This is a genomic window from Calyptranema fuscum S582, from assembly GCF_055793305.1.
On record NZ_JBSLYH010000030.1, the window covers coordinates 1 to 12655 of the forward strand.

A 12655-nucleotide genomic window follows, 5' to 3' on the forward strand; every position below is an offset into this window, starting at 1 on the left:
CTTCGAAAGGAGCAGCGGTCGTTGCCATTCCGATTACCTGCCTTGTGACGACGTTGATGGCATTTGCTCTCTTACAACAACAGCTGAATCAGGCTGAACGGTGGGTTACACATACACAAGAAGTTCAGCTAACTGCCGAACGGATTTCCCATACATTGAGCGATGTAAATATCGGAATTAAAGGTTATTTCGCAACTCAAGAACTGGAATTTTTGCAGCTTTATTATCAGTCACTCTCTAATTTGCCGGATTCCTTAAAAGAATTGTCATTTTTAGTGGATGACAACCCAACTCAAACTGCAAGATTACAAAAGATCAAAACTTTAGTTGAACAAGAACTGGCGATCGCCCATCAAATTGTGCAGATAGATAGAACTCTGGAGCCGTCTATAAATGCAGCTCAACTGAATGAATTGCTCAAACGAAATCAAATAGAAACTGAAGTCATCCGACAACAATTAAATGATTTCATTCAGAGTGAAAACCAACTCTTGCGGCAACGCAATTACACCGTCCAAAGCTACAAAAAAATCGCTACATTTGTTTTCTGGCTAGCCGGGCTAATTGGTGTTGCGGGAGGTTTTATCGCACATCGTCTCTATAGTGTTGGTATTGTTCGCCGGATACAACACTTGCAAATCAATGCCTATCGCTTAGCCGAAGGACAACCGTTACTAGATTTATCGGCTGAAGAAGATGAAATCAGCCAACTGGATCGCGCGCTTCACATGACTGCCGAACAAATTGTGAAACGAGAAAGGCAACTCCACCATGCCAACCGTTTACTCGAAGAAGCTGCCAAGAAAGAAAAAGCGCTGATTACTAATTCTCTTGATACGATTTGCTCTATCAATGCAGAGGGTCAGTTTGTCGATGTCAGCCCTGCCTGTTTTAAGCTTTGGGGATATGAGGTTGAAGAATTAATTGGTCGCCGCTACATGGATCTGGTTGTGCCTGAAGATCTGGAAAAAAGTCTGGCTGCGGCATCCGATGTTATTGCAGGCAAAGCTGTTTCAAGCTTTGAGAATCGCTATCGCCGGAAGGATGGGACAGATGTCGATTTGATGTGGTCTGCCATCTGGTCGGAGCCTGAGCAGCTAATATTTTGTGTAGCGCGAGATATCACAGAACGAAAAGAAGTCGAACAACTTAAAAATGAATTTATTTCTACTGTCAATCACGAGTTACGAACGCCGCTCACTAGTTTACGAGGGTTTACTGAATTATTACTTCGAAAAAAATTATCTCCTGAGAAACAACAGAAGTATCTAACCATTATTTTTAATGAAACACTACGACTAACCAATCTGATTAATGACTTTCTTGATATTCAACGGATTGAGTCAGGCAGTCAAACGTATTACTTTGAGGCAATTGATATTTCATCCCTGTTGCACGAAGTTGTTTTGTTGTTTGCTCCCAACCATCGGCAACATGCTTTTGATGTAGATATACCTGCGTCACTACCTCTGGTTCGGGCAGATGCCGATCGCATTCGTCAGGTATTGTCTAATCTGATTTCCAATGCTGTGAAGTATTCTCCTGACTCTGGCAAAATTCAAGTTTCTGTCTGTGAGCAGGAAGAAGACATCCAAGTTCGTGTGACCGATGAAGGGATTGGAATTCCGGCAACCGCAATCGCGCAATTGTTTACCAAGTTCTATCGAGCGGATAATGCGACAACTCGTAAAATCGGCGGAACAGGGTTGGGGCTTTCTCTGGTAAAAGCGATCGTTGAAGCCCATAGCGGTACGATTACGGTAGAAAGTGAACCTGGTGTAGGTAGTACATTTTCCTTTACCTTACCCAAAGCTCAATTGCCAACTTTTATCGATTTTCAAGAGCGATCGCCAACTCAATCACTCGATATTTTGATTGTCGAAGATGATTCGAGTTTTGCCCAACTCTTGCAAGATCAATTGGAAGCGATCGGTTTAACCACACATGTTACAGCGCATGCAGAAGAAGCCCTCAAAGTCTTGGAACAGGTTTTACCTCGTTCAATCATTTTAGATATTCATCTGGCAGGAGATATGGATGGGTGGGATTTTTTGATTGCTCTCAGGAGCCGTAGCAATCCCAAAATATTTTCCATCCCTGTAATGGTAATTACACTGTCAACAGAACCCAACCTTCGAGGACTGGCCTTTAAGGGTGCAGATTACTTACCTAAGTCCATTTCTTTTGATTTATTGTCCCACACTATCTCATATCACTTGTCTGATCTATCGGGTAAGACCATATTAATCGCCGATGATAATGCCGATTTTCGCCACCAGGTCATTGAAGGGTTTGCTTGTGACGGTAATTTAAGTTTTGTGGAAGCTGAAAATGGCAGGCAAGCCCTAGCACTCATGTCTGAGGAAATGCCCGATTTACTGATCCTTGATTTGCTCATGCCTGATTTAGATGGTTTTGAAGTCATTAAACAACTAAGAATGAACAAATCAGCTTTGGACTTACCTGTTCTGGTTGTCACAGGAGCCAGTTTATCGGTTGATGAAAAGAAATATTTGAAAGATCGAATGGCTCTGTTAGTTCATAAGGAAAAGGCGAATGTGGAAACCCTAATCCAAATGATTGTCCAAACTTTGGTTTAGCACTTTCAAGTGAGCCCTGTTTTAGGTAAGTAATTTTTCAACCAATAGGGTCAGATCTGTCAGACTAAAGGGCTTGATGAGGTAGGAGCTAACTCCAAATTTTTTGCCTAACACAATGTCTGACTGCTGAGTCTTTGCCGTCAGCATGATGATGGGGCGATCGCTAAACGTAGGATGGGCACGCAGGATCTTGCAAACAGCGATACCATCTAACTTTGGCATCATATAATCCAGGAGAAACAAATCAGGTTCGACTTGCTCGATTAAATCTAAAACCTGCTGACCATCCTCTGCCTCATAAATTTCATACCCCTCATCTTCAATCGCACTTCTTACCAATAACCGTAGTTGAGGCTCATCATCAGCAATCAAAACAACTTTCGCCATTATTATTCCCCCGTTGCACCAATTCTCTAAAGACTGTGGGAAACATAGCAATCCTGAATGGATTACAAGAGATGCACCCTGTCGGGGTGCACCTCTTGCAACCCGCTTATCTTACAACTCATTTAAGACTGCTATAGCAATCCTATTTGATCTGTGAAAATGATCCGGTGTGAAAGCGCCCGCCCTTCGGGCGGGCGCTTTCACACCGGATTTAGGATCGCTATATAGCATGATGCCAACTTCTTTAAATCGATAACCAATATTAAATAGCAAATCTCAAAGAGCCTGTGCCGTAGGGTAAGCAAAATACGGAGATCCGTTTACGCCTTAATGCGCAAAGCACTTCGCTCATTTGACGAATTACATCAGACAAAATACCCTAAATCTCCTTTAAACCAACTTTAAAGTCGAATTTTTAAGGAAGTTATAGCAAATCATCAGTAGATTTACGACTCCAAAAAAGCGTTCGCAGAGTTTTTTGGTTAATAAAAATGAAATCAACCTCTGATCCGACCTAAAAAAGTTAACGGTTCCGTCAGAGAATGGACGCTGAAAAAACAACAAAAAGTAAATACGTCTTAATCTTTCAACATGAAGATATGTTGAGTTTCGCAATCAAGATATATAAACAATAGTGTGATTGTTATACCGTGGGCGTGTTTGCTCGTCCTGTCTGTAGCAATTTGTTGCTCCAGGCTGGGCGTTGGGGATCAGTCAATGCGTTTATGTTCCTTAAAGAAAGTGTCTCTAATTTGATGCGTTTGTCTTAAAAATCTGCTCACTCAGTCTGTGGAGTTTTAGCAAGGTGGTATGACATTATTCGCAAAACTTGATCACAAAACCGGACTGTTTTCAGCCATTCAACCATGAAAGCTGATTTTAGGTATTCATCCCATACTGAAGCCGTCTATAGGTTGCTACAAATAGGCTAAGCAAACAAGCGAACACGCAACTAAATCTTTACTAAGGAGCTTAAACCTATGGCGTTAGAACCGCATACATTCATGTCTAAGATGGCGAAGCGAATCGATTTTAGTGCTGAAGACAAATCTCTTTTACAAGCTAATGCAGATTGGGGTTTGCAAATTGCATCAGAGATGGCAGATCACTTTTACGGCTATTTAGGGCGTGATGAAGAAATGAGTGCGATTCTCAATGCTTCTGAAGGACGAATTCATCGTTTGCATGAAACGTTTATCAAATGGTTTCATGAAATGTTTACTGGCATTGATGCTTGGAATAATAATTATGCTGATTGTCGCTGGAAAATCGGTCTGATTCATGTTCGCATTGGTATTGGACCTCAACATGTTGTGCCTGCAATGGCAATTGTCGTTCAAGAAATGAGTCGGCGATCGCAAACGGATGGTAAACCGGAAGCTCTCCGCGATGCCCTCAGTAAAATTTGTATGATTGATCTAGCCTTTATCGAGCAAGCCTATATCGAAGTTTCTTCAGCCGCCGTATTGCGGGAAACCGGCTGGACAGAGGGCTTGTTTAGACGCTTGATCTCATCGGGTGCAGGAGCCATGTAAGGGGTCATGCCTATTTCTCATCTTGCATCCCTGAAGCAGCCCGTTTGTCCACAGTTAACCGTTTTTTGTAGCCGTCCTTATTTTCAAGACTTTGTTGCTGGAGTTGAAGCAGAACTCAAAGAGAGACTCACCGAACTGTCTGCTATTGCAAGTAGTCGAGCCAACGCAGACATTACCAAAAATTTATGTGATCTGGCATTTCATTCTTTACTAGAGTCACAGAAACCCATCTAGCGATCGCAATCCTCCTTTTTGTTCAGCCAAATCGCATGAAGCAGGTAGAGAAAGCTTCATTGCCGTCTGGAAAAAAAGTATCCGTGACCGGGCAAGCGTCAGGCGAATTAAAAAGTGATAGCTCACATGACTCATCTCGCATTACTTGTTTCGCATTACTCACTCGTATTCTAAGAAGGAAATTCAAATGGCAATTAGCACTGAAAAACTGAGTAGCATCCTGCAAAACTTCGTCACCTCTACCAATGATGTGCAAGGTGCAGCACTGGTAACACCCGATGGTTTACCATTGGCTGCCAGCATTCCGGGTGGAATGGACGAAGAACGGGTGTCTGCTATGTCTGCGGCAATGTTATCCCTGGGAGAGCGCATTGGCTCCGAATTGGCTAGAGGCAGCATTGACCGAATTTTTGTAGAAGGAGATAAGGGCTATGGTATTTTGACCAGTTGTGGCGAAGATGCCGTATTTTTGGTACTTGCTAATCAATCTGCGAAACAGGGTTTACTGATGCTAGAGATCAAACGGGCTCTTTCTGAACTCAAGCAGATTTTGGCTTAACCCATAAGCTTCTATCCCAAACTATTCATGCGTAGCCACTCAACTTCTATCGTAAGGCTCCTTGCAAGACGGGTTCACGTAAAACTCCTGTTTATCAAAGGCAATCTTACTGAATCAAAGAGGTATTAAGCCCATTCATCGCGTTACTAATTTCAGGGATATTTTGGTATTTGAAAGCTTCACTTTCATCTTCCACTACATTCCGTTATTGAAAACGCCCATCCATTAATAATTACTGAGTGAAGCTCAATGGAAATTATGCGTTTGGTCGTGACTGGACCTGTAGGAGCCGGAAAATCTACCTTTATTCGTACCATCAGTGAGATTGAAGTTGTCGATACCGATCGCTGTGCCACCGATGAAACCCAGCTACTCAAAAAGAAAACAACTGTTGCTTTTGATTTCGGGCGTTTGCAATTTGGTCCACACATGGCACTGCATCTCTATGGCACCCCCGGTCAATCTCGATTTGATTTTATGTGGGATATTTTGATTCGCAAAGCCCATGCCTATGTTTTGTTAGTTGCTGCCCATCGTCCTAGCGAGTTCCGCTATGCTCGACGCATCCTGACGTTTATGAAGCAGCGATCGCAAGTTCCCATGATTATTGGGTTAACCCATGTCGATTGTCCAGGTGCCTGGGAAGCGGTTAATGTCGGCGTTGCTTTAGGGTATCCTAATCCCTTTGACAGTCCCCCCATTGTCAGCGTCGATCCCAATGAAGCGGCTTCTGTTGCTCAAACTATTATTCACCTGATCGAACACTCTGCTCAAGAAAAGAAAGCTCAATGTAGTACGTTATATTCTTAGGGCTAAATCACTCGCTACTCACTCAACATTTTGTAAGTCATCGGTCGAATACAGGGAGATAAGGATATGACGATTACTGGATACTTGGCAGAGTTCTCTTTGGCAGAACTGTTTCAATTTTTAGAGCAAGGCAACAAGGTTGGGTTACTCAGCATTTGTAGTTTGGGAGATACTGATGCGGGAGACAGACACAATCACAACATTTGGTTTAACAGCGGTCGCATTGTAGCTGCCAGCAGCTTGCTTGATCACCAGGGGTTACTGCGGTTGATCAATCGCCGGGGGTGGTTGGGCGATCGCGCAGCATCTCGACTGGCACAGTCTTGTGCGACAGATACCCCCATGGGGTTGTGTCTCAAGTCTCAAGGTGTGTTGAATGCCGAGCAATTAAAGCTGTTGTTTTATGCCCAAGTTATGCAACAGGTGTGTGCCTTGTTTGCCCTCAAAGATGGCTGGTTTCAGTTTGATGCCAAAGCACCCTTGCCGATTGCAGAAATGACGGGGTTAAGTGCCCCTGCTACCGAAGTCACCCTGGCGGGACTTAGAGCCCTCAAAGATTGGTCTGCATTAGCGGATAAGTTGCCCGATCCAGCATCCGCATTAATCAGTGCCATTGATGGCAAACCGCAACTCCGCCTCAATCAGACCGAATGGCAAGTTTGGGAATATACAAGTGGCACCGTTTCGATCAGTGCGATCGCTAAACAACTTCAGCTACCGATTGATAAAGTGCAGCAGATTGCTTTTCGGTTAATGGTGTCGGGGTTGGCAGAAGAAATGCCATTGATTACCGAAGCACCGAAAATGTCAATTGATTTAGAAACCATGACAGAAACTGCCTCTCCTCAGAGCATGAGTCAAAGCACTGAAAATGCGGCGACGGCGCAAATGAGTCAATCATTTTTGCATAACCTTGTTGGCTTTTTGAAAGGGAAGGTTTAAATCGCCCATGTATGGATCAACCGTTGCCAGGGTGCTGCTAACTATTTTGGAATTGCTGGAGTTTCTCACAGAACCACTGATTCTGATCTTTGGAATTTGGCTAACATCTTACTGTTTGCTGATACAAGTTATGAACTATAACGTTTGGATGGCGACCTTGCTACCCATTGTATTAATTGTCGAGTTTACCAATCTGCCCAATCAATCGTCTAAATAAAATTATTAGTCCCAAAAGTAGTACGAATGAACGATACACCTCTGTACTACAGTTCAACGCGGTTATCCAAATCAGGGTGGTGAGACATAGCCCACAGGTAAGGATACAATCATGCGCCACGCTTACATCTCAAGCCGGACGCTAACCATAAACTTAGTAAGGAAGCTTAACTATGCAGCCATTTGTATGGGATGATTCACTCAGTACTGGTGTACGAATGATTGATACGCACCATAAAGAGTTAATTGCTGCAACTAATGATTTAGGTGAAGCAATCGAACATCAACAAGGCGCAACTGCGATCAAAAAGCTTTTAGTATTTCTTAAATACTATGCAGAATGGCATTTTGACCATGAAGAAAAATGTGCTGCAAAACATCAATGTCCGATCGCAGAAACAAACCAAAAAGCACATACCCACTTTATTGAAACATTTGGGAAATTGCATGATCAGTATCGCCAAAGCGATGCTAGCGAAGAAGTCGCTCGACAGATTTATCAGGAGCTGTGCGATTGGTTGGTAAGCCACATTCTCAAAATTGATACTCAAATTGGGCAGTGCATTCGATCGCATTAAATATAGAATCCATGACAGATGTAGAGGGTAGTATCTCCTGCACCTGCGATTCCAAAAACGAATTTATGTCCGAATAGAAACGGTTGTGAGAGCCGCACCCCTTCGGGGTGCGGCTCTCACAACCGTTTCTATATGAAGATGTGACCCATGATTCGTGAAAATGATCAGTTGTGAAAGCGACCGCCCTTTGGGCGGTCGCTTTCACAACTGACTTAGGATCGCTATATTCATATCCAAACTCGCTCATGCTATGAATAAAACAGCAAAGCTCCGATTATCATTGGGGTTAAGCTGACTGTGATTCAGCCCTATTGGTTCTCACCGGATGCCGAAAGCGTCATACCAAAAAACTAATTTAGACTGGCAATTGCAGCAGTTTGGGCGGCAGATCAACGAATGGATCGAGCTACAGTTTAGCAGTACCGATCCGGCGGAAAGACTTGATATGTCGCTTCCTCCGTGGTTACTCCAAACCTTATTTTGGGTCTTATTGATCGGTGTTTCGAGTTGGCTGCTCTGGCAATTGGTGCAGTTGCTCAGACCTTATATGTCTCAGTTTTCCAATCAACAGCGTAACTCTACCCAGCCAACGCGATCGCAACCCAAAAAGTCGATTACCGTATCAGAATGGCTACGGCGAGCCCAGGATTTGCAGCGACAGGGAAACTATGCGCAGGCGTGCCGAGTGCTATATATGGCAATGGTGCAACGCTTAAACGACACAAAACGGTTGCCCCATCAGCCCAGCCTGACCGATCGGGAATTTCTACAGCTTATCCAAACATTTCCTAAACCCAGTCCTTACCAAGTGCTGATCACCACCCATGAGCGCTTGTGTTTTAGTGATGCAGCCATTTCTGCCGAGATGTTTCAACGGTGTCAGCAGGCTTATCAGGAGATTGAAGCAGAATGACGATCAGCGATCGCCTACTCAGGTTCAACAATCCCTGGTTGCGCAATAGTGCGATCGCATTGGTCGCCCTCATCCTCATAACCCTATTTTTGGCACCCAATACCGAACGCGGAGTTGGTTCTACCTACAGCCGTGCCCCCGATGGGTATGGTGCCTGGTATGCCTTTATGCAAGACCAGGGCACACCTGTACAACGATGGCAACGTCCGATCGAGGATCTGTTCCAACCAGATCCGGCAACTGTCCAAAAACCGATCACCTTACTGCGAGTCTTTAGCACCCAAGTCTCACCCGTTTTGACAGCTGCCGAAAAAGACTGGCTCAGTCAGGGAAATCGTCTGGTGATAGTAGGGCTGGATGCCCCCGTCAGTAAAGCTAACTTCAGGACAACTCATGATACCGATGTTGGCATGGTCAAGGTCGAAACTCGGCGACGGCTTTCCGATCCAGATGGTGCCAAAACGCTTTTAGGAGATGACTTTGGAGCGATCGCCCAGCATATTCCTCAAGACAACGGTGCCGTCATTTACATTGTGCCTTACTATTTTGCTGCCAATGCGTATCAGGATGAACCTGGAAATTTCAAGTTTCTAGCGCAGATCGTCGCCCAAGATGGCACCGAACTGTGGGTTGATGAATATATTCACGGTTACACCCAACCCGATGACGACGACCAGTCCGATCCGTTAGCGGATCAGCAAAACTGGATTGGGTATCTAGCGAAAACTCCACTGCTGCTTGTCGCCATCCAACTCAGTCTCTTATTTACAGTAGTGTTGATTGCCGAAAATCAACGGTTGGGTTCCCCTGCACCGCTCACGACCCCTACGCCCAATAACAGTCGAGCCTATATAGATGCCCTGGCAACGGTTCTCCATAAAGCGGAGAGTAGCGAATTTGTTGTAGATCTGCTTGGCAAAGAAGAACAACTCCATATCCAAAAAGCTTTAGGCTTAGGTTCTAGCCTGCTCGAACCCCAACCCTTGCTAGACGCCTGGGTCAGACAAACAGGTCGCCCTGCCGCAGAATTAGAACAATTGCTACGTCCTTACTGGCGCAAGCAACGCATGAGTGAAACAGACCTGCTAGGCTGGATTGGGAAAATCCAGACCGTCCACCAACACCTGCCCCACTAACGTATTCATTACCCGTTGTTATGACAGAATCAAATCCTGTTTTTGGTCGTCTTACCCAAGCTCTCAATCAAGTCATTGTGGGGCAGTCTAGCCTGGTGCAGCAACTATTGGTTGCCCTGTTGTCGGGTGGTCATGTGATTGTCGAGGGGGTACCGGGTACGGGTAAAACGCTATTGGTTAAGGTTATGGCACGTCTGGTGCAAGCTGATTTTCGACGCATTCAGCTGACTCCCGATATTCTGCCTGCCGACATTTTGGGAACCAACATTTTTGACCTGAATAGTCGTAGCTTTACCCTCAAAAAAGGACCCATCTTCACTCAAATCTTGCTAGCGGACGAAATTAATCGCACTCCGCCCAAAACCCAGGCAGCTTTGCTCGAAGCCATGGAAGAACAGCAGGTGACGCTGGACGGGGAAAGTATGCCATTGTCGGATTTATTTTGGGTGATTGCGACGCAAAATTCACTCGAATTTGAAGGTACCTATCCCCTCCCCGAAGCTCAACTCGATCGCTTTTTATTCAAACTCCTGGTGGACTATCCTGATCCCACTGCCGAAAAACAAATGCTGTTAAATAGCCAATCTGGCTTTCAAGCAAAACGGCTCGATCTATCCAAACTCACCCCCTTGACCTCGGTCGAGCAAATTCTTCAGGCACGCCAACAGGTCAAGCAGATCACGGTAAAAGACAGCATTCTGGACTACATTCTGGATCTGGTTCACCGTACTCGTAAACATCCCGATTTATCTCTAGGTGCATCTCCGCGATCGGCTGTGGCATGGTTGCAAACCAGTAAAGCCTACGCGTGGCTTGCCGGACGCGATCACGTTATCCCAGATGATGTCAAAGCGATTGCTCCACCGTTGCTTCGCCATCGCCTTATCCTCCGACCGGAAGCTCAGTTAGATGGTGTGCGAATTGAATCCGTAATTAGTGCTTTGCTGAATCAGGTGGCAGTACCGAGGTAGGGGGAGTGGGGAGGTGAAGGGGTGAAGGGGTGAAGGGATGAAGGGGTGAAGGGGTGAAGGGGTGAAGGGGTGAAGGGGTGAAGGGAGTGGGGGAGGTGGGGGAGATGGGCGTTGCCGTGAGCGTAGTCGAACGGGAGATAGGGGAGATGAGGAGGTGAAGGGGTAAAGAGGTGAAGGGATGAAGGCAAACTAATGTTAGTAGGGGTTTGTCAGCAAAATATCCCTATTCGTAGGGTGTGTTAGGCGATCGCCGTAACGCATCTCAGGTATTTTATTTTCACGCAAGTTCCTTATCTATTAGCCTTTAACCATGATTCCGTCCCGTCGAGTTTACTGGCTACTATTGCTGGGTTTGGCGATCGCCCCTATCTCTGCGTGGGTGTTACAAGACAATGCCTATTTATATGCCATAGCAGCGGCGCTGGTGTTGTTTGATTGTTTTGTTTTAGCTTTAGCAGTGATCGATGGTATACGGGGTAAGGCATATCGGGTACAGGTTTCTCGCCATCCTTTGGAGCGATTATCGATTGGTCGAGATAACCCGGTAACTCTGTTGGTACAGGCAGGGCACTATCCAGCAGAGGTGATCATTTGCGATCGCTATCCTGTGGAGATGAGCGTTTCGACCAGTCAACTGCGAACAGTATTATCTGCCGACAGCACCGAGGAACTGACCTATACGATTCACCCAACGCAACGGGGCGAATTTCAGTGGGGCACTATTCAAGTGCGGCAACTCAGTCCCTGGGGTTTGGTTTGGAGCAACTGGACGATTCCGCAACACCAAACTGTTGCTGTCTATCCAGATCTATTGGGGTTACGCGCATTGTCGATCCGGCTGACGCTACAATCGGCGGGCAGTATGCGTCAGGCAAAACGATTGGGGATTGGCACTGAATTTACAGAATTGCGAGAATATGCCACTGGAGATGACCCACGGCTGATTGATTGGAAGGCAACGGCGCGGCGCAGTCGTCCGTTAATTCGGGTGTTAGAACCAGAGCAAGAGCAAACAATGATTATCTTGCTCGATCGAGGGCGTTTGATGACGGCTCAAGTGCAAGGACTAAAACGATTTGACTGGGGGCTGAATGCAACACTGTCGCTGGCATTGGCAGGGCTTAGTCGTGGCGATCGCGTTGGGGTTGCCGTTTTCGATCGCCAAATTCATACCTGGATTCCACCCGAACGCGGTCAACTCCAGTTACCCAAACTCCTGGAGCGTCTCACCCCCATTCAACCCGACTTGTTAGAACCCGACTATTTTGGTGCGATCACGACTCTGGTGAACCAACAAACCCGCAGAGCCCTGGTCGTAATGATTACCGATATTATTGATGTCACTGCCTCCGCAGAACTCCTGGCAGCATTGGGACGATTAACACCTCGCTATTTACCTTTCTGCGTCACCTTACGCGATCCAGAAATCGATCGCATTGCTCACAATCCTACTGAAGACGTTGCGTCTACGTATGCCCGCGCTGTTGCATTAGATTTAATAGCTCAGCGGCAGGAAGCCTTCGCCAAGTTAAAGCAAAAAGGTGCATTAGTACTGGATGCCCCTGCTAACCAGATCACAGAACAATTGGTCGATCAGTACCTGCGGCTGAAAGCCAGAGGATTACTGTAATACCAGTCCTCCAGAATCTCATACTCAATTTAAATTAACTTAGGGGAAGATATTTTTTGAGCGGCGCGCGCCGCGCGCCGCTCAAAAAATATCTTCCCTATTTGGTTTTTAAATCGGTGTCAGTACCAGCCTGATGCAATTTAT

At 45.7% G+C, this 12655-nt stretch carries 14 protein-coding genes; 12 read left to right on the forward strand and 2 right to left on the reverse strand.

Annotated features, from left to right (window positions below; all coding sequences use genetic code 11):
• Window positions 1–2600, forward strand: a 2600-nt coding sequence (locus ACR6Z4_RS19375; protein ID WP_479718959.1) for an ATP-binding protein, incomplete at its 5' end; no start/stop codon positions are given.
• Between the two features lie 21 nt (window positions 2601–2621).
• On the opposite strand, the gene ACR6Z4_RS19380 is transcribed toward ACR6Z4_RS19375, so the two are convergent.
• The gene (locus ACR6Z4_RS19380) at window positions 2622–2987 is read right to left on the reverse strand and encodes a response regulator transcription factor (RefSeq protein WP_479718960.1); all 366 of its coding nucleotides are present in this window, start codon (window positions 2985–2987) and stop codon (window positions 2622–2624) included.
• Between the two features lie 980 nt (window positions 2988–3967).
• On the opposite strand from ACR6Z4_RS19380, the gene ACR6Z4_RS19385 reads away from it, so the two are divergent.
• Window positions 3968–4522 carry a protoglobin domain-containing protein gene (locus ACR6Z4_RS19385; RefSeq protein ID WP_479718961.1) on the forward strand — a complete coding sequence of 185 codons (555 nt, stop codon included), beginning with the start codon at window positions 3968–3970 and terminating at the stop codon, window positions 4520–4522.
• 6 nt (window positions 4523–4528) lie between these two features.
• Complete coding sequence (locus ACR6Z4_RS19390; RefSeq protein WP_479718962.1) at window positions 4529–4756, forward strand: hypothetical protein; 228 nt, start codon at window positions 4529–4531, stop codon at window positions 4754–4756.
• Here the strand turns inward: ACR6Z4_RS19390 and ACR6Z4_RS19395 are convergent.
• Entirely contained in the window at window positions 4739–4891 is a 153-nt protein-coding gene (locus ACR6Z4_RS19395) for a hypothetical protein (RefSeq protein ID WP_479718963.1), read from the reverse strand. The genes ACR6Z4_RS19390 and ACR6Z4_RS19395 overlap by 18 nt on opposite strands.
• A 52-nt stretch (window positions 4892–4943) precedes the next feature.
• Here ACR6Z4_RS19395 and ACR6Z4_RS19400 point away from each other — a divergent pair, with 52 nt between their 5' ends.
• The 9 genes from ACR6Z4_RS19400 to ACR6Z4_RS19440 all read left to right on the forward strand — a co-directional run bounded on the left by ACR6Z4_RS19400 (window position 4944) and on the right by ACR6Z4_RS19440 (window position 12511).
• Complete coding sequence (locus ACR6Z4_RS19400) at window positions 4944–5315, forward strand: roadblock/LC7 domain-containing protein (protein ID WP_479718964.1); 372 nt, start codon at window positions 4944–4946, stop codon at window positions 5313–5315.
• 249 nt (window positions 5316–5564) lie between these two features.
• On the forward strand, window positions 5565–6125 hold the full coding sequence (locus tag ACR6Z4_RS19405) for a GTP-binding protein (RefSeq protein WP_479718965.1): 561 nt from the start codon (window positions 5565–5567) through the stop codon (window positions 6123–6125).
• Window positions 6126–6191: 66 nt separating this feature from the next.
• On the forward strand, window positions 6192–7067 hold the full coding sequence (locus tag ACR6Z4_RS19410; RefSeq protein ID WP_479718966.1) for a DUF4388 domain-containing protein: 876 nt from the start codon (window positions 6192–6194) through the stop codon (window positions 7065–7067).
• Between the two features lie 7 nt (window positions 7068–7074).
• Window positions 7075–7284: a hypothetical protein gene (locus tag ACR6Z4_RS19415; protein ID WP_479718967.1), complete on the forward strand. Its 210-nt coding sequence runs from the start codon at window positions 7075–7077 to the stop codon at window positions 7282–7284.
• Window positions 7285–7456: 172 nt separating this feature from the next.
• Window positions 7457–7861: a bacteriohemerythrin gene (locus tag ACR6Z4_RS19420; protein WP_479718968.1), complete on the forward strand. Its 405-nt coding sequence runs from the start codon at window positions 7457–7459 to the stop codon at window positions 7859–7861.
• Between the two features lie 325 nt (window positions 7862–8186).
• Window positions 8187–8774, forward strand: a complete 588-nt coding sequence (locus ACR6Z4_RS19425) for a DUF4129 domain-containing protein (protein WP_479718969.1) — start codon at window positions 8187–8189, stop codon at window positions 8772–8774.
• On the forward strand, window positions 8771–9910 hold the full coding sequence (locus tag ACR6Z4_RS19430) for a DUF4350 domain-containing protein (RefSeq protein ID WP_479718970.1): 1140 nt from the start codon (window positions 8771–8773) through the stop codon (window positions 9908–9910). Before ACR6Z4_RS19425 ends, ACR6Z4_RS19430 begins: the two co-directional genes overlap by 4 nt.
• 20 nt (window positions 9911–9930) lie before the next feature.
• Complete coding sequence (locus ACR6Z4_RS19435) at window positions 9931–10881, forward strand: AAA family ATPase (protein WP_479718971.1); 951 nt, start codon at window positions 9931–9933, stop codon at window positions 10879–10881.
• 310 nt (window positions 10882–11191) lie between these two features.
• The gene (locus tag ACR6Z4_RS19440; RefSeq protein ID WP_479718972.1) at window positions 11192–12511 is read left to right on the forward strand and encodes a DUF58 domain-containing protein; all 1320 of its coding nucleotides are present in this window, start codon (window positions 11192–11194) and stop codon (window positions 12509–12511) included.
• The last annotated feature ends 144 nt before the right edge of the window (window positions 12512–12655 follow it).